We start from the raw sequence: 24,274 nt of genomic DNA, 5'->3' as shown, positions 1-24,274 counted from the left end.
ACAAGAACGGACGGGCGGGGCCGCCGCTCGTTGGCAGGCGCCTATTGACTGCGGGTACCTCCGCCGGGGTAGCCACCGCCACCGAACTTCTGGTCCAACAGCGCATAGTCCTTGCCGCCGGTGACCAAACGTGGGAACGCGTCGAGGAATTCGACGAATTTTGGTTTCTTGTACGACGCAATGCGCGCCTTGCAGTGGGCGATTACGTCTTCTGCCGTGACCGTGTGTCCCGGCTCAACGACGATGATCGCCTTGACCGATTGCACGTACTGGGCATCCGGCACACCAATGATGGCCGCTTCCTTGACCGCATCGAGTTCCTCGATACACCGCTCGACTTCCGCAGGATAGATGTTCTCGACACCGGACTTGATCATCTGTGTCTTGGGTCCGATGAAGTTGATGATGCCGTCTTCGTCCCGCAATCCGAGGTCGTTGGTCCGCCAGCCGCGACTGCGGGTGCGTTCGGCGTTGATCTGCGGCCTGTTCCAATACCCCGCATGAACCATCGGACCGTCGAACGTGATCTCGCCGACTTCGCCCTGCGGCACCTCGCGACCGTCTTCGTCCAGGATGTAGACGCGCGTCCACGGCGATGGACGCCCAGCCGTCGAAACCCCTGCCTTGCCGCCGTATCCGGCGAAGCAGTTGAATCCCGTAGCCTCGGTCTGACCGTATCCACCACGGAAGAACGCCGACGTGTCAGGCGAGACCATGTCGACCCAGCCGGGCATCGGAAACGGCGACCGGAAGCTTGTTAAGTCGTGCGCGCCATCGGCGTTGAGTTCGACGATCTTCTCGATGGTGGGGGGGAGCACGAATCCCGACACGCAACGCTCGCGGCTGATTACCTCCATCACGTGCTGCGGATCGGCTCGCGCGATGAATACGTTCGTTCCGCCGATGTGAAAGGTGGCCACTGTGAACATCAGGCTGCCAATGTGAAACAACGGTCCGCAGTTCAAATACACGTATTCCGAAGTGATCTCGGCGAGATAGAAGAGGTTCGCGTCCTGCGTTAGCAGCCCGAGCTGCGTGATCATTGAACCGTTCGGGCGACCACCGAAAGCCGCGGTGTACATCACCACGACCGGCAATGCCGGATCGACATCGCCGAACGAGGAGTTCGGTTCATTCGTGGCGAGCAAACGCTCGTAGCCGTCTTCGCCATCGCCGTCGTGCTGAACCCACAGCGCGGCGCCGCCGACCTTGGTGCGGGCCTCCTTCGACACGTCGCCGAGGGTGTCCTCCTGCCAGAGCACGACCTTGGGGTCGAGGTCTTCGATCACGAACACTAACTCGTCGACGGACTGCCGCCAGTTCACCGGGCATGTCATCGCGCCCAGCCTCGCGCCTGCCAAAATCAACTCGAGCAACCGGTGGCAATTCTGGCCCAGCCACAGCAGCCGATCGCCCTCGCCAACGCCGGCCTTGTTAAGGCAGCCCGCCAGCCGATCGACCCGTTCCCTCAGTTGGCGATAGGTGTAGCGGTGTTCGCCACACACGGTGGCGACCTTGTCGGGATAGGTGCGACTGTTCTGATCCAGAACATCACCCAGCGTCAACCGATACATACGACACTCCTCATGGATCGGGCCTTCGGCGCGACTTTGAGCAGGCGGAAAAAGTGCGCGCATCGCGGGAATCTATTAAGTATCCTCAATCGGGGAGGATAGCATGAGCCCAGATTTCCCCGAGGAAGCTGGATCAAGCACTGGTTAGCGCGGGATCCACCACGACGCGCCGGCTGGCAGTACGCTCTGTGCAACTCACTGACCGTATGGAGCACACTCAATGACTTCGCCCAGCTTGTCGGCGGCCGATACGAACGGCGTACGCGGCTCGAGGGGCAAGCTCGCCCAGTTGACCGCCAAACGGATCGAATCCGACATCATCCGTAGACGGTGGCCCGTCGGTACTCTACTTGGCTCCGAGGGGGAACTACGCGAACGATACGGGGTCAGCCGGGCCGTGCTGCGCGAAGCAATCCGCCTCACCGAGCATCACCAGGCCGCCACGATGCGTCGCGGCCCCGCGGGCGGATTGGTAGTCCGAGCTCCAGAACCCAGCGGCGCCACCCGGGCGATGGTCATTTATCTCGAGAGCATCGGCACCAACCTCGAAGACCTCATCGGAGCACGGCTCCTGCTCGAGCCGCTGGCGGTGGCACTTGCTGTTGAGCGCGTCGACGAGCAGGGTGTCGAACATCTGCGTGCGGTTTTGGCGGCAGACGATTCCGACTTGCTCCATCGCGGCCGTTCCGGCCATGTCGTACACGTCGCGATCGGGGAACTGTCTGGGAACCCGGCAGTCGCGTTGTTCATCGAGATCCTGGCTCAGCTCACTGAGCGCTACTCGAAGGTGACCAAGGGCGGCCAGCGTGCCGCGACCTCGGCGGAGATGGGTCACGAAGCCGTCAACGCCCATCGCGCGGTCGTCGAAGCGATCATCGCCGGCAACGCAGCGCGCGCCCAATTCGTCATGCAGAACCACCTTGAGGCCATGGGTGCGTGGTTGGCCGATCAGGCGAAGATGCTGTCGTATCAGGGGCGCCCATCGGCCTCTGAGAACGTCATCAGCGGCGACAAGCTGGCCGAGGTTGTAGCAGAACGAATTCGACAGGACATCCGGCACGGCGACGGACGAGTCGGCGACGTGCTGGGCTCGGAAAGCACCCTGCAAGGCCGCTACGCCGTAAGCCGGTCGGTATTGCGCGAAGCCATCCGCTTGCTCGAATTCCACTCCATCGCGGAGATGCGGAGGGGACCTGGGGGCGGACTCGTCGTGTCAGCACCCGACGCCGAGGCGAGCGTGGAGACGATGAGCTTGTACCTCGACTACCGTCACATCGAGGTCCGCGACCTGCTCGGGGTGCAGGAGTCCATTGAGCTCGGCTGCCTGGACAATGTCGCGGCGCGCATCAACGAACCCGGCGTTGCCGACCGGCTGCGCGGATCGCTGTTAATCGACGAGTGCACGCCGGAGTCCGATGTGTTGGAAGCCGCCCGGGTATTCCACACCGAGCTCGCCGATCTCAGCGGCAATCCGATTCTTGGACTGTTCCTGACGGTGCTACTGGAACTGTGGGAGCGTCACAGCGCAGCGCTTCCCGTGACGAACCCCGCGGCCGGGCCCCGCGCACCCGAGTTGGCCGCCGTGCACGCCGCGATCGTCGACGCGTTGCTGGTCAACGACCCCGGCCTGGCCAAGAACCGACTGCGCCGCTACCTGCGTGCACTCGCCGACTGGTGGCACGCCTGATCATGTCCGGTCGGACCCGCCGATCGCACTTAGGCATTCGCGACGTCGAGCCCGCGACTCAGCATGCCGGTCGAGCGTTCGGCGAACTGCCCCGCCTGTCGCTCGTCGACTCCGGCATTCCGCAACAACGTCGCCAGCCGACTGTTGATCAACGAGAATACAAGAGCGGCAAGCACTTCGAAGTAGTTTATGTTCTTGACCGCGCGGCCCCGGAAAGACTCGTAGCGCTCTAGTATCTCGTCACGAGACGGGATACCCGGCAGTCTCGTCAGCCCGCTGGCCTCACAGATGTACTCCTCGAACATTAACCACCACCCGACGTCGATGCCGGCGGGGCCGATGGTAGCGGCCTCCCAGTCAAGCATTGCGGCCACGGACAGATCCGCTCCGAAGATCATGTTGCCGATGCGTGCATCGCCCCACACCACCACCGGCGCGACATCACCGGGTAGGGCGCGTTGCACATAACGCAACGCTTCTGCGATGCAGGACCGGTTGATCTGCAGATCAGCGTCCGCCCACCTCGCCCATGCCGTCACATGTTCGACGTAGGCCTGCAAGGGGCTGCCGGTCGATGACATGGGCGAAAGCACAGGTGCAACCCGCCGCTGATCTAGCTGATGCAGCTCGGCCAGCTTTGCAACCGCATTGTCGTAGAGGCGCGCACGCTCGGCGGCTGATAATTCAGCCACCCAGCCACGCTTGTGATAGCTCGGCACATCGGTCGGTATCCGGCCATCGATTCGATTCATCAGGTAGAACGCGGCACCGAACCACTGCGACTCGGACTCGGTGAAGCGGATTTGCGGCAACGGAAGTCGGCAAGCGCGAGCCAGCGCCTCCGTGACCGCGGCCTGATGCAGCGCGTCGCTGGTCGGGAAGAGCTGATGGTGGGTCGGCTCAATGCGCAGCACCAGACTGTCATCGTGTTCGTTCGACGCGGCATCCGACCACCGCACGCGACACATGAAGGTCTCGTTGGAAAACCCGCTCTTCGACGGCGTCACTTCCACATCGTGGACGACGCGCGCACCCGCCCTGGCAACGAACCAGCGGTGCAGCGTGCGACCGGTGGCATCGATGTCGCGCTGCGTGGCAATGGTCACAGACGTCGCCTTCCCGGACCGACCGACACCGATGCCTGATCAATGGCGATAATAGAGTATAAGGAAACGATGGGAACCCTCGAACCTCATGGTTCGCCGCATGATCGGTTCGGCGCATACCTCCTGCCGGGACGCGTACTGGATCCGCGCGTTGCAATCGGGCAGGCGCGCGCGGCAGAGCAAACGGGACTGTCGACCGCGTGGATCAGTGAACGGTTGGGCAACAAGGACATCGGGCCGCTCGCCGCTGCCGTCGCGCAGGCGACTACCACCATCAAGGTTGCCTCCGGCGTGACCAACATCGGGTTGCGTCATCCGCTTCAGGTGGCCTCGACAGCCATGACGCTGCAGGGCTTGGCCAGTGGCCGCTTCGTCCTGGGATTGGGCCGCCTGAATCCGGCGGCGGCAAAGGCTTACGGTCTACCCCCCGTCACGAACGCGGTCGTCACCGACACCGCAGACCTGCTGCGTCGGCTGTGTCGGGGCGAGAAGGTGTCCTATTCGGGCCCCGCGGGGACCTTTCCCAAGCTCCGCCTCACGGACTTGCCCAACGTCGCTCCACCGCCGCTGGTGTTCGGAGCGATCGGGCCCAAGAGCCTCGAATTGGCGGGCACGCACTTCGACGGGGTGCTGTTACACCCCATGCTGACGGTGGATGCGGTGGCCCGCTCGGCCGCCGCCGTGCGTGACGCCGCGGACCGCAGCGGGCGCGACCCGAGCGAGGTGCGGGTGTATGCCTCTGTGCTGGTGGCGCCCGAACTGCCCGAGCGCGAAGAGATTGCCACTATCGCCGCTCGCGCCGTGACCTATTTCCAGATCGCCGGCTACGGCGAGAGCTTGACCGCCGCCAACCATTGGGATCCGTCCCCTTTGACACAACTGCGCGCACACCCGTTCTTTGGCGGTAGCACAGCGATAGCCGACTACCGGTTCACCCGATACGACCTCGCCGACGTCGCCAAGCAGTGCATTCCCAGCGCATGGATCGAGTCGGCGGCGGTGGTGGGCTCGGCTCGGCACTGCGCCGAACGACTCGTCGAATACCTCGCCGCGGGGGCGGATGAACTCGTGCTGCACGGCGCGACCCCAGAGCTGCTCGGACCGCTGATGGCTCATGCCGCCGAGTGCACCGGGTCGTCCGGTCCGGCGATTTAGGGTTGCGGCAACGCAAGTATCGAGCCGAGTTGAGCTGCGCCCGAACCGAATATCTGATTAAGGACGTGCGCCCGCTCAAGATAGAGGTGGATGTCGTGCTCGTAGGTGAACCCCATACCACCGTGCAGGTGGATCGCGCTCGCGGCGTTCTCGATCGCGGCGCGGCCCGCGATGAACTTGGCCGCCCTGGTCTGTAGTTCGGCGTTGGGGTGCTTTCCCGACACGGTGACCGCAGCGAAGAGGGTCTGCTGCAGCGCCGCGTCCGCCGCCACTGCCATGTCGGCGCACCTGTGCTTGACAGCCTGATTGACCCCGATCGGCCGGTCGAACTGAATTCGCGTCTTGGCGTGCTCGGCGGTGATCGCCAACGCGCGCTCAGCGATTCCAGCCAGCTGCGCCGCCGTCAGCACCCGCGCGAGATGCAGTGCAGGATGCGAGTCCGAAGCGGCCCAGTACGACACTGGCACCTCGGCGGCGTGCGCGCGGGCGATGCGGCTACCGGGATCGATGCACGGCACTGAAACCACCTCAGTAAGGTCTGCGATCCTGACCAGGCCGATACCGGACTCGCTGTAGACCACGGCGATTTCGGCATCGACCGCATCCACGAGCTGAACAGTCCCGGTCAGTCGCGAGGCGTCCACGGCGGCGCCCACAGCGTTGACCACACCGGCCCGGGCCGAGCCGTCAACGAACCGGGCGCCCAGCTCGACGTCCCCGCCGTGGCAGGCGAGCTCGGCAGCGACCACGCATGCAACGAAGGGACCCGGCAGCAATGACTTTCCCACCTCGCGGAACACGAACGCGTGATCCTCAAGGCGTTGCGCTTGGCCACCGATGTGTTCGGGCGCGCTCAAACCAAGGAAACCGAGTTCGGCCCCCGCGTGCCAGACCTTCGGTTCGACCGCCGACGGGGCGTCAGCCCGTTCCCGCAGACCGCTTAGCGCGCCGTGCTCAGCGCAGAACTCTGCGGCCGCTGCGGCCAATTCAAGCTGTTCTTGTGACGGCGACATGTCCATTTGTCGATCAGTCCTTCGCGCTCGCCCTCACCGGGGCAGACCCAGCACACGTTCACCGATGATGTTGCGCTGGATCTCCGATGTACCGCCGGATATCGGCACCGAATAGGAATAGAGGTAGTGACCCGACCAGCCCATCGGTCGTCCCCAACGCGAATTAAATTGCAGCCCTTGGGTTCCGAGGATATCCATGGCCAGCTTGGCGACCGACACGGCGATCTGGCTGTAGAACAACTTCAGCATCGATCCCCCCGGACCGGGGGTGCCGGTGCGGGCGTTCGCGCTCACACTGGCATAGGTCATCGCGCGCATTGCGGCGACCTCGGCTCGTGCAGTCGCCAGCCTGCGTGCGATCTCGTCATCGGCGATGGCCGGCCGCCGGTTGTCCGGCCCGGTGGTCTCATGCGCCAGCATGATGAGACTCTCCACGGTGTTCGACAGCCTGACTTGGCTTGCGGTGAAAGCTGTTCCGCGTTCGAACGCAAGAGTCGACATGGCGACGGCCCAACCGTTGTCGATCTCGCCAACGACGTTGGCGACCGGAATCCGCACGTCGTCGTAGAACACCTCACAAAACTCGGCACCGTGGTCGATGGTCCTGATCGGACGGATATCGATTCCAGGCGAGTGCATGTCGCAGATCACCCACGTGATGCCGTGATGCTTCTTGCCGTCCGAGGTGGTTCGCACGAGCAATTCCTGATAGTCGGCGACGTTGGCGAAGCTGGTCCAGATCTTTTGTCCGTTGACGACCAGCTGGTCACCGTCGACGACTGCCCGCGTCCGCAGCGATGCCAAATCGGAGCCCGCCGACGGCTCGGAGAACCCTTGGCACCAGATGGCCTCGCCACGAAGGATCCTCGGGAGGTGGAAACTGCGTTGTTCGGGCGTCGCCTTCGTCATCAAAGTCGGACCGGCGTGACTGAGGCCGACAAAGCATGCATCGATAGGCGGAAGTCCGGCCCGCGCGTACTCCTCGTACCAGATGAGCTGCTCGACTAGCGACAGGCCGCGCCCACCGTATTCGACCGGCCATGAGATCCCGGCCCAACCACCACCCCACTGGGTGCGCTGCCACCCGAGGTCGTACTCACGGATCAGGTCGGGCACATCGGGCCGCTGCTCGGTGGGCGCATTCTCGTCCAACCAGGTACGCACCTCGTCGCGGAACTCGATGTGCCCCGCTGAGAACGTCAGATCCATTGCCTCACCATCGTCGTCCAGCTGCCCATCAGCGGTCGATTATCGCAATCATGATACTCATGATGATTAAGCACGGGCCCGGCAGCCCCCGCAAGTGTAAGGTAACGGGTTAATGAGCATCCTCAATAGCACTCCAGACCGCGGTTGCGTTCCGACGGGCTGTCGCATGGCTGACCGCCTCGTCGTGTGTGCCAGCCACAGCCCCGGCAAGGACCGCGACACCGAACGTCGCGAAGGGACGGAGTTTCGTGCAGCGCTCGCCGATGCGGCGCAACGGTGTCAGGGGTTCGATCCCGACGTCGTGGTGGTATTCGGCGGCGACCACCGCCGCGCCTTCAATCACGTCGTGCCGACGTTCGCCGTGGCGCTCTCCGCGACGATCATCGCCGAGGGACCGCACCCCGGTGGAACGCTCGACGTCGCCACCGACGTCGGCCTCGCTGCTTGTGAGTTCCTGCTCGGCGCGAATTTCGACGTGGCGGTTTGCCGCGACATCGCACTGGACCACGCCTTCGCGCAACCGTTACGAGACCTCTTAGGCGACGTCGCCGCCAAGCCCGTCATTCCGATACCCATCAACTGTGCGACCGCCCCGCTGCCCACCGCCGCGCGAGTGCTGGATTTCGGTGTGGCGGTGGCCGAGTTCCTTGACCGGCAGCACCTGCGTGCGTTGGTGATCGGTACCGGAGGGCTATCGCACTCGCCTCCCAGCCTCGATGTCGATGCATATCAGCTCACCGATGATGAGCGTCGCCGGCTTATCAGCGAAGGCATGCCCGCCGCACGCGAAAAGATCCGTCCCGACTGGGACGAGGAAGTGCTCGCCGCATTCGCGCGATGGGATCCCGAAGCGCTCACCCACTTGGTCGATACAGCGCGTATACGTGGCGGATCGGGCGCCAACGAGGTGCGGACCTGGCTGGCCGCAGCCGCAGCGGGCGGCGGCCAGCCGCTGCGCACACTTGTCTATCAGCCAGTGCCGGAATGGATTACCGGCATGGCCGTGGCGGTCTCGGCTTAGCCTGACTCACCGAAGAATCCGCGCCGCACACAACTGGTCGTCAACCTCACAAGCTCCTCACCCGAAACAGGATGCAGGATTTCCTTGGCCTTGTTGAGCACGCTGGTGGATGACGCCCGCAAAATCAGCGCCGACACCACCGGATCGAAGGGGTAATGCTGCGGGGCTCGTGCCAGCATCGTCGCAGCAGCGGAGTCGAAGTGGGCCTCGCTGGCGCGTCCGATAGCGGCGATCAGCGGGCTATCTGTGACACCGCCGTTCCACGCCTCGATGGAACCGAAATGACATTCGTAGAAATCGTAGGAGCGCATCAGCCAATCAAATAAACCTTCGGGGTCGGTAACCGGATCGAGCGCATCGGCCGCGCCCGCAATCGCGGCGAGCTGATCACGCATATCGGCACTGATAGCGACGAGCATGTCCAACTTGTCGGCGAAGTATTTATAGAACGTTCCCCGAGCGACTTGCGCCGTATCGATGATGTCCTCCACCGATGTCCGGCGATACCCGTAGGCGTTAAACCGCGTGGTCCCGGCGCGAACCAGCCCCTCGACCGTTTGCGCCGACCGTTTGCTCAGTTTCGCGATCCGGTCTTCGACGGACAGGCCGGTCAGGTCGGGCAGCGCAGGCTGCGCGAACGCAATCGTCCCGCGCTGTTCAGTGCGACCAGGCGGGTCGAGACCGCTCAACACCTCGGGCCGCGTTGCCGGGTAGAGCATCGACTGCAGGAATACCGAAAGTGTGTCGACGACATCTTGCGTGCTGCGCCCGTACGCGCGGCCGGTGTGAACGAACAGGTTGACGTCGTGGACGAGCCCGGTGATCATCATTGCCGCGGCCTCGGGATCGAGGCCCTCCATCTCGGACGCCTTCAACCTTGCGGCGATGAGGCGGTTGTAGCCACGGATCGACCGCGTGATCTGGTCGCGCGCGGTCTGATCCATCGACGCGACGGCGGACCATTGGATGAACATCGTCGAGTACTTCTCGAAGACCCAGCTCCACTCCCCCAACCACCAGTGCAGATTGTCGAAACCAGTCGCATCGGCGCCAAGCGGGCCGATTCGGCGCGACACCCGGTACAACGCCTCGCGGCATTCCTCGAGTAACTCCAGGAAAATGTCGTCCTTACCCCGGAAGTATTGGTAGAGGGTGGCGCGCGACACGCCTGCCGCCCTGGCCAGAGCATCGACAGAGGTGTCGACATAGCCGATGCGTCCGAACAGCTCGAGGGAAACCTCGGCGATGCGTCTGCGGGTCGTGGCACCGCGACTGCCGATGCGCGGACTGGTCGGGCCGTAACTCGATCGACGAACGACCTCGGCCCCGGACATGGTCGTTCAGTCTAGGCGGAAGCGCCCACTGGTGCGGGGCGTCGATTCGTCACGGCGCCTGCAGGTAGTCCGCCGAACCCGATACCGCTACGGTGCCATCGGGCCGGATCACGCTTATCTCGACTGTCACCCGATTGCGGTCATGGTCGATGGCGGTGACGCGACCGGTGCAAGTAAGCGTGTCACCCGGCCACACCTGTCCCCTGAATCGCACACCGTAGCGTTGCAGTTGCCATGGCCCTAGCCAATCCGTCACGAAGGTGGCGAGCAGCGCGGCGGTGAACATGCCCTGCCCGAATGCCGACGGATATCCCGCCGACCGCGCCAGATCGTCGTCGTAGTGCATCGGGTTGAAGTCACCCGAAGCACCGGCGTAGCGCACGAACATCTCCTTGGAGAGCGGGCCGAACTGCCGCGGCGGGGCCTCGTCACCCAGCGCGAGCGTCGCCAGTACCGGCGAGTCTGGTATCACGCGCCGGCCTCGCGTTCGATGTAGGTTGCCTTGGCTTCCGCCACCAGCGTGCCGTCAGATCGACGGAATTCGGTGAGGACAACCGCGAAACGCATGGCTCCGCCGCGTTTTCCGGGCTTCTCGAACCGGTCGGCCACCCGTTCGCACACTGTCAGCACATCACCCGCGCGCGGCAGCGCGCCATGAAAGGTGTACTCCTGCTCACCGTGCAGCAGCCGCTTGCGGTTGAAGCCGACGGCCACCCGGCTACCCGCGGGCGCCCAGCGCGCCGCCGAGATGAGGAATGTCGGCGTTATCACTGCATCGGGCCCGCGGTACGCGGGGTGGTCTGATTGCATCGCGGTCGCGAACTCGTTCAGCTTGCCCCGCTCCACGACCATCTCCCACGCCTGGCTCACCGTGCCGACAGGAGCCGGTTCTGCGACGTTGGCAGCGTTGACCATAGTAGTCAATACTGTCAGAAATAGGTTTGATGTCAAGCCAGTATCAGCAGTACACGTAGTTGTAATAGCAATACAGTGATGCCAGAATTGGCCCGACCAATCAGGTAAGTCGTCATCGTCGGCCCGTCCGGCAGCCGCGCAGCCCCAGGAGGGACCCAGGGTGCACACACACGCCGCCGTTCTGAGCGAACGCGGGAAGCCATGGATCGTCGAAACGATCGAATTGGATCCGCCCAAGGCGCCCGAGGTGCTCGTCGAGATGCACGCCTCGGGAATCTGCCACTCGGACGAGCATCTGGTCACCGGAGACATGCCGCTGCGGCTGCCGTGCATCGGAGGTCACGAGGGCGCCGGTGTCGTGCGCGAGGTCGGCGAACACGTGACGTGGCTGCAACCGGGCGATCATGTGGTCTTCAGCTTCGTCCCCTCTTGCGGCCGCTGCCACTCATGTTCGACGGGTCATCAAAGCCTGTGCGACCTGGGAGCCCGGATGTATCTGGGCACCCAGCTGCACGACAACACCTCCCGCCATCACCTCGGCGATGTCGACCTCGCCCTAGCGTGCAGTGTCGGGTCGTTCGCGCACCACACCGTGGTGAACGAGGCTAGCTGCGTCAAGGTCGATCCCCATGTCTCACTGACCAGGGCATGTCTGCTGGGGTGCGGCTTCGTCACGGGGTGGGGTTCGGCGGTGTACGCGGCCGACGTCCGCCCGGGCGATACCGTGGCGGTCGCCGGCTTCGGGGGCATTGGCGCGGCCGCCGTTCAAGGCGCTAAGCTCGCCGGGGCCCGCGCCATCGTCGTAATCGACCCGTCCGAGACCAAGTGCTGCACCGCAGTGACGATGGGCGCCACCCATACCAGCCTCAATTGGGATGACGCGACATCGGTTGTGGCAGCGGCGACGTGGGACCGTGGAGTCGACCGATTCATCTGCGCGATGGGCGTTGGTGACGGCGAGTTGGTAGGCAAGGCGCTGTCGATGACCGCCAAACGAGGACGCGTGGTGATCACCAACATTCACCCGATGCTTGACCGGTCGATCACGGCCAACTTCATGGATCTGACGCTGACCGAAAAGCAGCTCGTCGGAACGCTTTACGGCTCGGGCAACCCGCGAGCGGACATACCCAAGATCCTCGAACTCGCCTCGCAGGGGCAGGTCGATCTGGATGCGATGGTTACACGGGAATACCCGCTCGATGGGGTGAACGAGGCGTTCGACGACCTTCGGTCGGGCGCTAACGTGCGTGGCGTGCTTGTGTTTCCGGCCGGCAGGGAGGATCGGTGATGAGCGGAATTCTGAGTGATTCCTCCGACGGCGTCCTGACGATCACCCTCAACCGGCCGAAAGCGGCCAACGCGCTCCGCCCAGAGGATCGCGATCAACTGATCGCGCTGCTGCACAACGCCGATGCAGACGAGCTCATCCGGGTCGTCGTGGTGCGGGCCGTCGGCAAGCACTTCTGCGCTGGCGCCGATGTCGCCGCTCTCGCCAAACGACGCGACGAATCGCCCAAACGGGTGCTCGATCCGATGCGCAGGATCATGACAGGAGCCCAGCGATTGGTCGCCAGCGTACTGGACTGCCAGAAGCCGGTCATCGCGGCGGTGCAGGGCGCGGCGACCGGCCTCGGCGCTCACCTCGTGTACGCCTCAGATCTGGTCATCGCCACAGAGCAAGCATATTTCGCCGAGGCGTTCGTCAAACGCGGCCTCGTTGTTGACGGCGGCGGGTGTTATCTGCTTCCCCGCCGTATCGGGATGCAGAAGGCCAAGGAATTGGCGTTCTTCGGCGAGCAGCTTTCAGCATTTGGGGCACTTGCGCTCGGCCTGGTGAACCGCGTCGTTCCGGAGTCCCAATTGGATGCTGCGATCGAAGATTTCGCGCGGCGCTGCGCAACTGGCCCAACAAGTGCCATCGCTTTGACCAAGCGCCTACTCAACGACTCCCTGGACTGCGACCGTTCAGCCGCCTTCGTCACCGAGGCGATGGCACAGGAGATTCAATCGCACTCGCACGATTCCACCGAGGGCGTGCGTGCCTTCGTCGAGCGGCGTCCGACGCAGTTCACGGGGTGGTGACCCGATGGCGCGCAACGACATTCCGATGATCGACAGCACGAGCCGACCGTATTGGGAGGGTGCGCGCCGCGGTGAGCTCCTCATCGCCCGCTGCCGGGCCTGCTCGTCGGTGCATCACTACCCGCGGCCACTGTGCCCGCGCTGCTGGAGTCCCGACGTGGCCCCGACACCCGCAAGTGGTAAGGGCACGATCTACACCTATTCGACGATCCACGTCAACGACATGCCGCCGTTTCGCGACTGGGTGCCCTACGTCGCGGCCATCGTCGAACTCGCGGAGGGGCCCCGCGTGATGACCCTGATCGAAGGCTTCGACCCCGGCACCCTGTCGGTCGGCATGGCGGTGATTGCGGGCTTTCGGCCCGTCGACGGCGCCGACGACGAATCTCCATACCTGACGATCTTCATTCCCGACACCACTGATGAGGAGAACGAATGAGCCGCCTGCTGGATGGACTGGTCGCGCTCGTCACCGGGGCTGGCCACGGCATAGGCCGCGGCCACGCGCTGGAGCTTGCCAAGCATGGGGCCACGGTAATTGTGAACGATCTGGGGACCACCCTCGACGGGACGGGTTCCGGCAAGATCGCCGACGAGGTTGTCGACATCATCAAGAACCGCGGCGGAGCTGCGTTCGCCGATTTCACCGATGTCGGTGACGAGAACGCGGTTGACCAGTCGGTGAGCCGGGTGTATGAGCGCTACGGTCGACTGGACATCGTGGTGAACAACGCCGGAATCGTTCGGGACAAAGCGATTTGGAATATGTCATCGGAGGACTTCGACCTGGTGATGCGCGTACATGTACGCGGGAGTTGGCTGCTGAGCCGGGCGGTGGCACGCCGCTGGCGGGCCGAGTCCAAGGAGACCGGGGGCCCGGTGTACGGCCGTATCATCAACACCACTTCGGGCGCCGGTCTGCACGGCAACTTCGGACAGACCAACTATAGCGCGGCGAAGTCGGCCATCGTCGGGCTGACCCAGACGCTGAGCGTGGAACTGGCTTCGATCGGCGCCACCGCCAACGTGATCAGCCCCGGTGGACGGACGCGGATGTCGGCGTCCATGCCGGGTGCGGCACCGGCCATCGAGCCCGATGAACGCGGTGAGGACGAATTCGACCCCAAGGATCCCTCCCTGGCATCACCCGTGGTGGCATGGCTGGCCAGCCCACAGGCCGGGCACGTCAGCGGGCAGGTGGTCCGAGCGATGGGCGAGAACCTGCAGCTGCTCAAGGGGTGGCATCCGGTCGCGGCGGCCTCCAACGGCGGAACGCGTTGGGACGCAGATAAACTGGGCTCCATCTTCGCTACCGAAATCTTCGGCACGCGCAATACCGGCCTGCGGCTGGGCGGGTGACCCACACCCCGAGTGCGCAAATTCCGCCAGAACACCGCTCCGTCACCACTGCGATGGCCGTGGTGTGATCACGACCAAAGGCAGCTCCCGGCCCAATTTCGCCGCACTGTCCCGATACCCGTGCAAGTGCGGGTGGCTACGTCCGATCCGGTCGAACAGCACTTCCCGTTCTTCACCTTCGCTGACCCGGGCCACCGCGGGCACCCGACGCCGCCTCGAGCCGCCGCCGCAGTGCGGCGCGATCAGGTTTGAACATCGCCGTCAGCGGCAGTTCGTCGACGATGACGAGTTCGTCGGGAGCCTTGTAGTCGGCGAGTCGGTCCGACACCCAACCGCGAACATCGAAAAGCGAAGGCGGTTCTCCCGCCGGCACGACGAAGGCCACACCGATCTCGCCGATAACAGGGGCCGGCCGCGACACCACCGCGACGCGCGCGACGCCAGGATGCCTGGCCAACACCCGTTCGACCTCCAACGGGTGCACGTTGAATCCGCCGCGAATGTACATATCGCCGCTCCTGCCCAGCAGGCGCAGACAGCCGTCCTCTCCGATCTCGCCGACATCCCCGGTCCGCAACCATCCGTCCCGTACGGTCTCGGCCGTCAAGTCAGGTTGGCGCCAATATCCACGCATCACGCACGGACCGCTGACCTCCACCAATCCGTCGTTGATCCGGACCGCCATCCCCGGGGCCGGTCGGCCCACCGTCGTGCACAGCAGATCGGGCGGATCGTCGGGATCGGTGCCGCTGATCGTCGGGCATTCCGTCATCGCGTACCGCACCACGAGCGGAACGCCAATCCGCTCGCCGACCCGCCGGACGAGCTCGGGTGAAGCCGGAGCACTGGCAACCACGCCAATTCGCAAATGGCTCAGCGACTCTCGGCTGACATCGCTATCTAAAAGCTTCTCCCACTGGGTGGGCACCGCGCCGGCGACCGTGATCCGCTCCTCGGTCAGCCGAGCCACCATCGACTGCACCGACCACGGCGTATCCGGGATGACCAGAGTCGAACCCCACACGAGCTGATCCCATAACTTGAACATGTAGCCCGCGTGCGAAAACGGCGTCGAGGTGAGCCGCCGGTCGAAGGGCTCGCTCATCACCCCCGATGCGAGGGCCCCGGCCGCGAGATTGTCAGCGTCAAAGATCGCACCCTTAGGCTGCCCAGTCGTTCCGCTCGAGAAAATAAGTGCCACAGGATCACTGCGCGTTGTCGGAGCCGGCGGGACCACCGCGCCGACACCAGACGCCAGTTCGGCACGGCGCAACGTTGGGCAGCCGGCGAGCTCGGCTTTTGCCGTAGCCTCGTCGACCACCACCAACGCCGGGTCCGCCCGCGCGAGGATCCCGATGACTTCGTAGGGGCCCAGCCGCGGATTGACACCGGTGGTGATCGCGCCGAGCAGCGCGGCGGCGCCGTAGCACACCGCGTAGTCGATACCCGACGGCAACAACAACGCGACGACCTCACCGGCACCCACCCCGCGCCTGCGCATCTGCGCTGCCACCGTCTGGGACCGCCGGTACCACTCGGCGAAGCCGATCCGGTCGCCGCGGTCGACGTAGGCGATCCGGTCGCCATATGCTTGCGCGGCGGCCGCGAATAATTCAGCGGTACCGGCGAATTCGTCGGGGTTCAGGGGTGGGACGGCCATCAGGCTAGGGTGCTCCACGACCAAGGATCATCGTGCCGCTGGAGCAAAACCAGCCGCCGGTCGCGCTCACGCAGGCCAGCGTCGCGTCCGGAACTTGGCGCGGACCACAGTCTCCACGTAACTGCCGGGCCGCCTCCACCAGGAGGAAAAGCCCGCGTTGGCCCGGGTGACACGCCGACAATCCGCCGCCGTCGGGGTTCGTCGGCAAGGCGCCACCAAGCCGCAACGCACCGGACTCGACGAACGGACCGCCATCGCCCTTCGCGCAGAACCCGAGATCCTCCAGCGTGAGCAGTGCCATGTAGGTGAAGGCGTCGTAGATCGTGGCCACGTCAATCTCGTCCGGACGCACGCCGGCGCGTTGAAACGCCAGCGGGCCGCTGACAGCGGCGGGTCCCACAGTCAGGTCATCCCATTGCGAGGTCAGCATGTGCGACGTCGTCTCCGCCGAGCCCAGTATCCACACCGGATCGCGCGGCAGGTCCCTGGCCCGGTCCGCACCGACCAAGACCACCGCCGCCGCGCCGTCACTGCGGATGCAGCAGTGCAGTTTGGTGAACGGATCGGCAATCATCGGACCGCCCAACACGTCGTCGATCGTGATCGGATCCCGGTAGAAAGCCTCCGGATTGAGCGCGGCGTTCGTCCGCGCGGACACCGCGACCTCCGCAAGTTGCTCGATGGTGGTGCCGTACTGGTGCATATGCCGGCGAGCGGCCATGGCGTACTTCGAGATCAGCGTGTGCCCATACGGCGCCTCCCACTGCATCGGGCCGCGGGCGCCCCACGCGATTCCGGCCCCACGCAACCCGCGTCGCAGATCCGAACGGGCAGTTGACCCGTAGGTGAGCAGCACGACGTCGACGTGACCGGCGGCGATCGCATCGGCTGCATGCGATGCCATCACCTCCCAGGCCGCACCGCCCACCGACGTCGAATCCAGCCATGTCGGTCGCAGCCCCAAATAATCGGCCACCTCGACGGGAGCCAACATTCCCTGCCCAGTGGAGGCCAGCCCGTCAATGTCAGCGGCAGTTAGCCCCGCATCGTCCAGCGCGCGCCGACTCGCTTGCGCGATCAAGTCATAGGGGCTGCGGTCACCGACGGTACCCAGTTCCGACAGTGCCACCCCGGCAATGGCAACAGCGCGGCTCACCGCCACACCTCCGCAGAGCCAGTGGGCGCCTCACGCACCTCTTCGTAAGTATCGACAAGCCGCTCCGCACCGCGCGCCAACAACGTGACGTCGGCGCCCACAAGCAGAAAGCTCGCCCCCCCGGCAAGATATCGGCGGGCAAGAACTTCGTTAAATGCGTTGACACCTGCAGGTTTTCCGGCCGCCGCGATGATCACGAGGGCACGTTCCACGGCGGCCACCACCTCGGGATGCTCGGGGTCGCCCAGGTGGCCCAGTGCCGCCGCCAGATCGGCCGGGCCGATGAACACGGCATCCACACCTTCGACGGCAACGATCTGCGGAAGCGCAGCAAGGCCACGGTCGGACTCGACCTGGACCGTCACCGAGACATCGCGATCAGCCGTGCGCAGGTAATCTGTCCGGCGATTCCACCGCGACGCCCGCGCCAACGCACTGCCTACTCCTCGAATGCCCACCGGCGGATAACGAGTCGCAGCCACCGCGGCCAAAGCCTGTTCCGCGGAATCGATCATCGGCAACATCAGATTGCACGCTCCGATGTCCAGCAGCTGTTTGATCACGACCGGATCAGCAACGGGCGGCCGAACCACCACCTCGGTATCCGGATACCCAGCGGCGGCCTGCAATTGAGCGAGCGTACTGCGCAAATCGTTGGGGGCGTGTTCCTGATCGAGCAACACCCAGTCCACCCCCGAGCCCACGCAGATCTCGGTGACATACGGGCTGCCCGACGCCACCCACATGCCGATCTGTCGGGTCCCGCTACGCATGCGCTGCGTCCACTGACTGTTCATCGTCACAGCTCCGCGAACGTGATCGACACCGTTCCCAGCTCCCCGAAGTCGGCGACAAATTCGTCGCCAGGGTCGGCAAAAATGGCCGCGGTGAACGACCCTGATAGCACGACATCACCCCCAGACAGCGAGATTCCATATCCGGCAATGCGATTGGCCAACCACGCGACCGCGTGAGCCGGGTTGTCCAGCACCGCCGCCGATACCCCGGACTCTTCGATGACACCGTTGCGCAACAGCAGCGCCGGCACCCAGCGCAAGTCCAGCTCCGCAGGACACGCCGCCTGAGAACCCAGGACCAATCCCGCATTGGCGGCGTTATCGGCTATCGTATCGACGATCGTGCGCCGGTGCCCGGTGTCGCGGTCGGTCATATCCACCCGGGCGTCAAGGATCTCCATAGCCGGCACGACGTGGTCGGTGGCCGCCACTACGTCAGCCGCCGTAACGTCGGGACCACGCAGTGCGTGCCCCAGCACGAAGGCCAGTTCGACCTCGATTCGTGGGCGGATAAATCTGCCCAGCGGTACCCGCCCGCCGTCGGCGAAGAACATATCATCAAAGAGCGCGCCGAAGTCGGGCTCGTCAATCGACACCGCCCGCTGCATAGTCTTAGAGGTCAGACCTACCTTGCGGCCCTTAATGACTCGACCATCAGCAACCTTCAGTCCAACCAGTGCCCGCTGCACCGCGTAGGCGTCCTCAACCGTCATCTCGGGATACCTCAGCGACAGCTGAGAAATCGTGCGGCGTTCGCGCTCAGCACGGTGCAATTCCGCAGCGAGGACATCGATATCGGCGGGCGACGGCCGAGTCATCGGCCGGCGAGGAACGCGACAGCCGCGGCGTTGAACATGTCCGGGTCCTCAAAGTGTGGCCAATGACGTACCTCGGGCATCTCCAAAATCCTGGCATCGGGGATCAGTGCCGCGATCGAAGTAGCGGTTTCCTGATACACGCCGTGGTCGCGCCCCGAGGCAACCACCGTGACCGGCGAGCTGATCGATCGCCAATCCGCCTCCGCAATCAGATTACGGTCTCGTGCATCCGGATCCTGCAGGATCAGCAGATGATCGATGCTGGCCCGGGTGTCCTCACGTTGGTAGATCGCCTGCCGCAGCCCGATGAGATCAGGCAGCCGGTTGCGCTCATCGGCAATCAGATGCGCGAATACCGCGTGCAGCGACTCCCACGTGGGCTCGTTGACCGCCTTGGTCCGCTCGGCGCGGATACGGGCCATATTGGTCGCCGACGCCTCCTTACCGGCCGGCGACATCAGGATCAGCCGGTCGGCCCGCTCCGGATAGCGAACCGCGATGGCCGCGGCCACCCACGCCCCGAGCGACATCGCCACCAGGTGCGCCCGCTCGATGCCGAGCGCGTCCATCACCGCAAGCACATGTTCGACGTAGACGGGGATCTCGTAGTCGAAATCCGGCTTCTCGGTGAACCCGTTACCGACCATGTCCAGCGCGATGCAATGAAAGTGCACAGACAGCTCGCCAAGATTGGGCGCGAAGGTTTCCCAGTGACCACCGGTGCCGTGCAGGAGGACCACGTGCGGCATCGCCGGATCGCCGGCTTCGGCCACCCGCGTGCGCACCACCTGCCCGTTGACAGGCACCGTCAGATAGCGCTGGGAAAACGACAATTGCTTGAGGTACATCCAGATGCTGCGGTAGGCCTCTTCGGACGCGGCGGGTCCAACCGTGGCGGGTTGTGTCACTGGGACGGGCTCCCTCATCTATACATTTCTGACATTATTGTCACTACTCAATCACCAAACATTGGTACCGATAGTCTGCATGTCCAAGCCGGTGAAGCGCAATGACGCCCTCCCACTCGCCCAGCGTTGATTCTGACAGTGCTATGCGGTAATACTGGGGTGACCCCTGATCCAGACGAGTCGAAAGAAGCGGTATCGATGAGCGGCGACAAGGATGCGCAGGCAGACGTCCCGCATCCAGCGCCCGGTCGCCGCAAACCACTAGCCGACGTGGTCAATGAGTTCGCCGGGGTGCGCCTGTGGCTGGATTCGAACGGCAACGGTGACCGGCTGGCGATCGAAGATCTCGACAGCGGGGATCTGGTGTTCTTATGCCCTTTGGAGTTGGCCAGCATGACGCGGTCCACCGAAAGCGATCGCGAGCGGTGGCTGCACGTGGGCACCTACCGCGCAGAACGCAAGTACAGCGCGGGCTAATGGGCACCGACGTCGACATTGCGGGTCTGGGCATGACGCCGATGTCCTTGCGACCCGGCGCGACTCCCGCGCGCCTGGCATGCGACGCGATCGTCGCAGCGCTGCGCGACGCGAGCATCAGCCATGCCGATGTGGACGGCCTTCTGGTGGCCTCCTCCCAGGGCGTGCGACCCGAGCGGGTGGGGGTCGGGCTGGCTGCCACCGCGGGACTTGTCGACCTGCGATTGCTCGAGCACCTCGAGATCAAGGGCGCCACCACCCTGGCCATGCTGCAGCGAGCCCACCACGCGATCACCTCCGGTGAGGCGCACACCGTCGTCTGCGTATTCGCCGACGCCCCGATCGTTGCAGGACGCGGTTCCGGTTCGACCTACGCCCACAGCGGCGGCCACAGCGGCACCCGAGGCCTGGAGCGGGCGTCGGGACTGCTTGGCTCGGTACCGACCTATGCGCTGCTGGCCCAGCGCTGGTTCCACGTCATGGGTGGGTCTGCGATGGATTTGTGCACGGTCGCCGTCACGGCACGCCGCTGGGCAGCCGGCAATCCCGATGCCGTGGATCGCAGTCCGCTGGATGCTGACAGTTACCACGCCGCCCCGATGATCGCCGAGCCGCTCCGCCGCCCGGATTGCGCCCGCCCAGTCAACGGTGCCGTCGCCGTGGTAGTGACTGGTGACACGGCCTTGGGCCACAATAGGATTCGACTGCGCGGATTCGGCCGGTCGCACCCCGTGCGGCGCAGGCGCGCTGGGGCGGAGTCATGGTTCGGCGGTGGACGGAGCGCCGTGAACACCGCATTGGCGCAGGCCGGCATGGCCAGGTCGGACATCGACGTCGTCGAACTCTACGACCCGTTCTCGATCGTGACACTCATCCTGCTCGCCGAATACGGGTTGACCAACGACGCGCCCGTCGGCGCATTCGTCCAGGAAGGCCGCATCGGGCCGGGCGGCGATCGGCCTGTCAACACCGGCGGAGGCCAGCTGGCCGGTTTCTACCTCCAGGGCATGACACCGCTCGCCGAAGCCATCCTGCAGCTGCGCGGACTGGGCGGTGCTCGCCAGGTTTCGGATGCGTCCACCGCACTGGTCAGCGGGCTTGGCGGGCGAATGGACCACCACGCGGTGGTAGTCCTGGAGCGTGCTGCGTGAGTATTCCGGACACCTCCGTGGACCCGACAGCCGCGCACTGCGCAGCCGACTGGTTACTCGCAGAATCAGTGGCGCCCCAAGTGCAGGGCGATCCCCTCCAGCCGTTGTACGACTTCGCCGCGCACGGGGTGCTGGCAATGCCTTTTTGTGCGCATTGCGATTTGGCGCTTGAGCTCGAGCAACAGCGGTGCGACGGCTGCGGCGCACTCGAAGTGCTGTGGCGCGAAGTCGAAGCGGTCGGCAAGGTCCACGCCGCCACCATGATGCATCGGCACGAACGCGGGCTAGTCGTTGCCGAGCGCCCGTATCCGATCGTCGACGTCGAACTCGCCAGCGGTCACCGCATCGTGGTCACGACCGTGACGCCCTGCCCCGCTGCCCCCCCGATCGGAACCAAGGTCTTCCTGAGCTTCAGACGCCTTGGAGCGACCACCATCCCGGCCATCGAGTACAGCAAAGGATCGTCGTGACGACAGTCGAGAAATCAAAGCAGCCCACACCCACGCCCCATGACGACATCGCCGACGTCGTGCGACCAGACCGAGTGCACGGATCGGTCTACACCTCGCCGGCCATCTTCCAGCGCGAAATGGACACCATCTTCCGCATGGGATGGGTTTACGTCGCCCACGACAGTGAAGTGAGCGAACCCGGTGACTACCTCACGCGAATGATTGGCACCGACCCAGTGATCGTCGTGCGCGGCCGCGACGGCGTGGTCCGAGTACTGCTCAATCGCTGCAGCCACAGAGCCAACCGGTTATGCAACGCAGACAAGGGGAATGCCAACGCGTTTCGCTGCCCCTACCACGGCTGGACTTTCAAGAACACCGGCGAGCTCAGCGGCGTCCCCATGCGCGAGGCCTACGGCGATGCTTTCGAACAGGTACGCGGCGAGCTCGGCCTGGCCCTCACCCCCCGGGTGGACAGCTACGGCGGATTCATCTTCGCGTCGTTGAGCGCGGACGGACCGACGCTGGCCGAGCACCTCGGCAACGCCACGCACGCCATCGACAGGTTGCTGAACCTGTCCCCCACCCGCCGCATCGATCTGCGGGCCAACTGGATGAAGCATCTCCACCACGCCAACTGGAAGATGGTGGTGGAAAACAACGTTGATGGCTACCACGCCCTGTTCACCCACGCATCGGTGTACGACGCGATTCGCCCCGCCAAGGTGTCGCACGTACCGACCAAAGTCGACGTCGTCGTCCGCGACATGGGCAACGGGCATTCGGAGATCGACTATTCCGACGAATACCGCAAACTGGACGAGGAATTCGTCTGGTACGGGCGCATCCCCCGGGCCAAGCTGGCTGGCTATGTCGATGCCCTCGAGCGCGCCTACGGACCCGACCAGACCCACGACGCCCTCGTGGTGGGACCCCCGCACACGCTAATTTGGCCCAACCTCTTTCTCGCCGAGATGAACGTCATGTTCGTCGAACCGCAGGCCGTCAACCGCACCGTGGCCTACACCACCGCAGTGCTTATTCCGGGCCATGACAACCTCAACCAGCGCACCATGCGCCGCGCCGAGGGCGCCATGGGCCCGGCCGGGTTCCTGATCGCCGACGACGGCGAGATCGGGATGCGCAACCAGGCCGGGCTGGCCGCGACGACGCCGGAGTGGCTGGTGCTGTCCCGAGGGGTGACCACCGACGTCGTCGACGAGACGGGAACGGTCAACTCGGACAAGAGCGCAGAGACGCCGCAGCGGGGCTTCTACGCTCGCTGGGCGCAGGTCGTCAGCGGAGCAGCCTCGTGAGCACGAAAGCCGACACCGCTACCGGCGATCGCTCCGCCGCGATCGCGGCCGCGATGCGCCCCGTACCCGATTCCGACATCCTGTCGTTTCTCTACCTCGAGTCAAGACTGGCCGACGAAGGCCGGTACTCGGATTGGGAGTCGCTGTGGGCCGACGACGCCGAATACCGAGTACCGATGAATCCCGACGACGATCCGCGCACATCGTTGGCCTACATCAACGACAACCGGCGGCGCATCAAAAGCCGCGTCGCGCAATTGAACACCGGAAACCGGCACTCGCAGGTCCCACCGTCACACCTGCGCCGGCTGCTGTCGAACTCCGAGGTCGTCGGCTCGAGCGCTGACACCATAACCGTGGAGTCGAACTTCGCCTTGTTCGAATACCGTGTGCGACAGCGTGTCTGGGCGGGCCGGGTGGTGCATACCGTCAGGCGCGCGGACGCCGATGGCGAGCTGTGGCTGGTCCGAAAGATCGTCCACCTCATCGACGCGAGCGGGCCCGTCGACACGCTGGCTTTCCTGATCTAGGGGAAACGTTGCTGCTCATCCACGACATCGCCGCCAACAACGCCCGCCGCTACCCCAACAAGATCGCCTTAATCGATGGTGACCGGCGGCATTCCTGGTCGCAGCTGGACGACCGTGCCCGCCGACTGGCTAACGTCCTGCTCGATCGGGGTCTTCAGGCCGGCGACCGCGTCGTCGTCATCGCCCGGAACTGCATCGAATGGCCAGAGATCTCCTTCGGTCTGTCGTATGCGGGGCTCGTCGCCATCCCCGTCAACATCCGGCTCGCCCCTGACGAGGTCGTGCACATCGTGGATGACTCGGGTGCCCGCGCCGCCATCGTGCACGGCGACCAATTCGACAGGTTCGCCGTCCCGCTGGTGTAGAGGATGACGGCCATATCGTCGGGCGACGTCGCGCATGGCGGTGCGGCAGGGGACGCGTTGGCCAGGCGGCGCTCGTAGTCGTTGCCAATCATGAACGGGTCCAAGGTATCCAGCGGGACGGCGAACCTGTCGAATTGGTCGCCGTGCACGATGGCGGCGCGGGCACCCGAGTCATCCACGATGTGC

24 protein-coding genes and 1 pseudogene are annotated in these 24,274 nt (G+C 64.8%); 13 read left to right on the top strand and 12 right to left on the bottom strand.

Annotated features, from left to right (window positions below; all coding sequences use genetic code 11):
• Nucleotides 1-41: 41 nt before the first annotated feature.
• Nucleotides 42-1,574, bottom strand: a complete 1,533-nt coding sequence (locus A9X04_RS24785) for an AMP-binding protein (RefSeq protein WP_067926430.1) — start codon at nt 1,572-1,574, stop codon at nt 42-44.
• Nucleotides 1,575-1,794: 220 nt separating this feature from the next.
• Here A9X04_RS24785 and A9X04_RS24780 point away from each other — a divergent pair, with 220 nt between their 5' ends.
• Nucleotides 1,795-3,261, top strand: a complete 1,467-nt coding sequence (locus A9X04_RS24780) for a FadR/GntR family transcriptional regulator (protein ID WP_067926427.1) — start codon at nt 1,795-1,797, stop codon at nt 3,259-3,261.
• A gap of 29 nt (nt 3,262-3,290) precedes the next feature.
• Here A9X04_RS24780 and A9X04_RS24775 read toward each other — a convergent pair whose 3' ends face one another.
• Nucleotides 3,291-4,367 (bottom strand): phosphotransferase family protein, encoded by a 1,077-nt coding sequence (locus tag A9X04_RS24775; RefSeq protein WP_082975224.1) that lies wholly within the window; start codon nt 4,365-4,367, stop codon nt 3,291-3,293.
• A 69-nt stretch (nt 4,368-4,436) separates the two neighbouring features.
• On the opposite strand from A9X04_RS24775, the gene A9X04_RS24770 reads away from it, so the two are divergent.
• A complete protein-coding gene (locus A9X04_RS24770) occupies nt 4,437-5,522 on the top strand; it encodes a TIGR03857 family LLM class F420-dependent oxidoreductase (RefSeq protein WP_067926421.1) in 1,086 nt (361 codons plus the stop codon).
• On the opposite strand, the gene A9X04_RS24765 is transcribed toward A9X04_RS24770, so the two are convergent.
• Together A9X04_RS24765 and A9X04_RS24760 are read right to left on the bottom strand one after the other, a co-directional pair.
• A complete protein-coding gene (locus A9X04_RS24765) occupies nt 5,519-6,541 on the bottom strand; it encodes an acyl-CoA dehydrogenase family protein (protein ID WP_067926418.1) in 1,023 nt (340 codons plus the stop codon). The two genes, A9X04_RS24770 and A9X04_RS24765, sit on opposite strands and share 4 nt — an antisense overlap.
• 27 nt (nt 6,542-6,568) lie before the next feature.
• Nucleotides 6,569-7,744 (bottom strand): acyl-CoA dehydrogenase family protein, encoded by a 1,176-nt coding sequence (locus A9X04_RS24760; RefSeq protein WP_067926415.1) that lies wholly within the window; start codon nt 7,742-7,744, stop codon nt 6,569-6,571.
• Between the two features lie 166 nt (nt 7,745-7,910).
• Between A9X04_RS24760 and A9X04_RS24755 the strand changes: the two genes are divergently transcribed.
• Entirely contained in the window at nt 7,911-8,765 is an 855-nt protein-coding gene (locus tag A9X04_RS24755) for a 3-carboxyethylcatechol 2,3-dioxygenase (RefSeq protein WP_067926411.1), read from the top strand.
• Here the strand turns inward: A9X04_RS24755 and A9X04_RS24750 are convergent.
• The 3 genes from A9X04_RS24750 to A9X04_RS24740 are packed head-to-tail and all read right to left on the bottom strand — an operon-like array spanning nt 8,762 to nt 11,014.
• Nucleotides 8,762-10,099, bottom strand: coding sequence for a TetR/AcrR family transcriptional regulator (locus tag A9X04_RS24750; protein WP_067926408.1), 1,338 nt, complete (start codon nt 10,097-10,099; stop codon nt 8,762-8,764). The genes A9X04_RS24755 and A9X04_RS24750 overlap by 4 nt on opposite strands.
• Before the next feature lie 49 nt (nt 10,100-10,148).
• The gene (locus tag A9X04_RS24745; RefSeq protein ID WP_067926405.1) at nt 10,149-10,571 is read right to left on the bottom strand and encodes a MaoC/PaaZ C-terminal domain-containing protein; all 423 of its coding nucleotides are present in this window, start codon (nt 10,569-10,571) and stop codon (nt 10,149-10,151) included.
• Nucleotides 10,568-11,014, bottom strand: coding sequence for a MaoC family dehydratase N-terminal domain-containing protein (locus A9X04_RS24740; RefSeq protein ID WP_082962988.1), 447 nt, complete (start codon nt 11,012-11,014; stop codon nt 10,568-10,570). The genes A9X04_RS24745 and A9X04_RS24740 overlap by 4 nt, the downstream gene beginning before the upstream one ends.
• A gap of 160 nt (nt 11,015-11,174) precedes the next feature.
• Between A9X04_RS24740 and A9X04_RS24735 the strand changes: the two genes are divergently transcribed.
• From A9X04_RS24735 to A9X04_RS24720, 4 genes are read left to right on the top strand one after another with little or no spacing between them, the layout of a single operon-like run.
• Nucleotides 11,175-12,305 (top strand): NDMA-dependent alcohol dehydrogenase, encoded by a 1,131-nt coding sequence (locus A9X04_RS24735; protein WP_067926402.1) that lies wholly within the window; start codon nt 11,175-11,177, stop codon nt 12,303-12,305.
• Nucleotides 12,305-13,099, top strand: coding sequence for an enoyl-CoA hydratase/isomerase family protein (locus tag A9X04_RS24730; protein WP_067926399.1), 795 nt, complete (start codon nt 12,305-12,307; stop codon nt 13,097-13,099). Before A9X04_RS24735 ends, A9X04_RS24730 begins: the two co-directional genes overlap by 1 nt.
• A 4-nt stretch (nt 13,100-13,103) precedes the next feature.
• Complete coding sequence (locus A9X04_RS24725) at nt 13,104-13,538, top strand: Zn-ribbon domain-containing OB-fold protein (RefSeq protein ID WP_067926396.1); 435 nt, start codon at nt 13,104-13,106, stop codon at nt 13,536-13,538.
• Nucleotides 13,535-14,458 (top strand): SDR family NAD(P)-dependent oxidoreductase, encoded by a 924-nt coding sequence (locus A9X04_RS24720; RefSeq protein ID WP_067926393.1) that lies wholly within the window; start codon nt 13,535-13,537, stop codon nt 14,456-14,458. The genes A9X04_RS24725 and A9X04_RS24720 overlap by 4 nt, the downstream gene beginning before the upstream one ends.
• Before the next feature lie 172 nt (nt 14,459-14,630).
• Here A9X04_RS24720 and A9X04_RS24715 read toward each other — a convergent pair whose 3' ends face one another.
• Genes A9X04_RS24715 through A9X04_RS24695 form a run of 5 tightly spaced genes read right to left on the bottom strand, consistent with a single transcriptional unit; the run spans nt 14,631 to nt 19,737 of the window.
• Nucleotides 14,631-16,118: a class I adenylate-forming enzyme family protein gene (locus tag A9X04_RS24715; protein WP_067926390.1), complete on the bottom strand. Its 1,488-nt coding sequence runs from the start codon at nt 16,116-16,118 to the stop codon at nt 14,631-14,633.
• Between the two features lie 4 nt (nt 16,119-16,122).
• Nucleotides 16,123-17,274: an acetyl-CoA acetyltransferase gene (locus A9X04_RS24710; protein WP_067926482.1), complete on the bottom strand. Its 1,152-nt coding sequence runs from the start codon at nt 17,272-17,274 to the stop codon at nt 16,123-16,125.
• Nucleotides 17,271-18,071: an aldolase/citrate lyase family protein gene (locus A9X04_RS24705; RefSeq protein ID WP_067926387.1), complete on the bottom strand. Its 801-nt coding sequence runs from the start codon at nt 18,069-18,071 to the stop codon at nt 17,271-17,273. Before A9X04_RS24705 ends, A9X04_RS24710 begins: the two co-directional genes overlap by 4 nt.
• 2 nt (nt 18,072-18,073) lie before the next feature.
• On the bottom strand, nt 18,074-18,889 hold the full coding sequence (hpaH, locus tag A9X04_RS24700; protein WP_067926385.1) for a 2-oxo-hept-4-ene-1,7-dioate hydratase: 816 nt from the start codon (nt 18,887-18,889) through the stop codon (nt 18,074-18,076).
• Nucleotides 18,886-19,737, bottom strand: coding sequence for an alpha/beta fold hydrolase (locus A9X04_RS24695; protein ID WP_231984412.1), 852 nt, complete (start codon nt 19,735-19,737; stop codon nt 18,886-18,888). Before A9X04_RS24695 ends, hpaH begins: the two co-directional genes overlap by 4 nt.
• A gap of 258 nt (nt 19,738-19,995) precedes the next feature.
• Here A9X04_RS24695 and A9X04_RS24690 point away from each other — a divergent pair, with 258 nt between their 5' ends.
• The 6 genes and pseudogenes from A9X04_RS24690 to A9X04_RS24665 form a co-directional block, all read left to right on the top strand.
• Nucleotides 19,996-20,274 (top strand): hypothetical protein, encoded by a 279-nt coding sequence (locus tag A9X04_RS24690; RefSeq protein WP_067926379.1) that lies wholly within the window; start codon nt 19,996-19,998, stop codon nt 20,272-20,274.
• Nucleotides 20,274-21,425 carry a thiolase family protein gene (locus A9X04_RS24685; protein WP_067926376.1) on the top strand — a complete coding sequence of 384 codons (1,152 nt, stop codon included), beginning with the start codon at nt 20,274-20,276 and terminating at the stop codon, nt 21,423-21,425. Before A9X04_RS24690 ends, A9X04_RS24685 begins: the two co-directional genes overlap by 1 nt.
• Nucleotides 21,422-21,895: an OB-fold domain-containing protein gene (locus A9X04_RS24680; RefSeq protein ID WP_231985812.1), complete on the top strand. Its 474-nt coding sequence runs from the start codon at nt 21,422-21,424 to the stop codon at nt 21,893-21,895. The genes A9X04_RS24685 and A9X04_RS24680 overlap by 4 nt, the downstream gene beginning before the upstream one ends.
• Entirely contained in the window at nt 21,892-23,193 is a 1,302-nt protein-coding gene (locus A9X04_RS24675; protein ID WP_197509365.1) for a Rieske 2Fe-2S domain-containing protein, read from the top strand. Before A9X04_RS24680 ends, A9X04_RS24675 begins: the two co-directional genes overlap by 4 nt.
• Nucleotides 23,194-23,246: 53 nt before the next feature.
• Nucleotides 23,247-23,723, top strand: coding sequence for an aromatic-ring-hydroxylating dioxygenase subunit beta (locus A9X04_RS24670; RefSeq protein WP_067926473.1), 477 nt, complete (start codon nt 23,247-23,249; stop codon nt 23,721-23,723).
• Between the two features lie 11 nt (nt 23,724-23,734).
• A pseudogene (locus A9X04_RS24665) lies at nt 23,735-24,070 on the top strand (AMP-binding protein); the annotation flags it as partial.
• Between the last annotated feature and the right edge of the window lie 204 nt (nt 24,071-24,274).

Origin of the sequence: Mycobacterium sp. E3247 (assembly GCF_001667785.1) — a bacterium.
GTDB lineage: Bacteria > Actinomycetota > Actinomycetes > Mycobacteriales > Mycobacteriaceae > Mycobacterium.
Note: the sequence above shows the minus strand (reverse complement) of the source record. Positions and strands in the feature narration are given on the sequence as shown.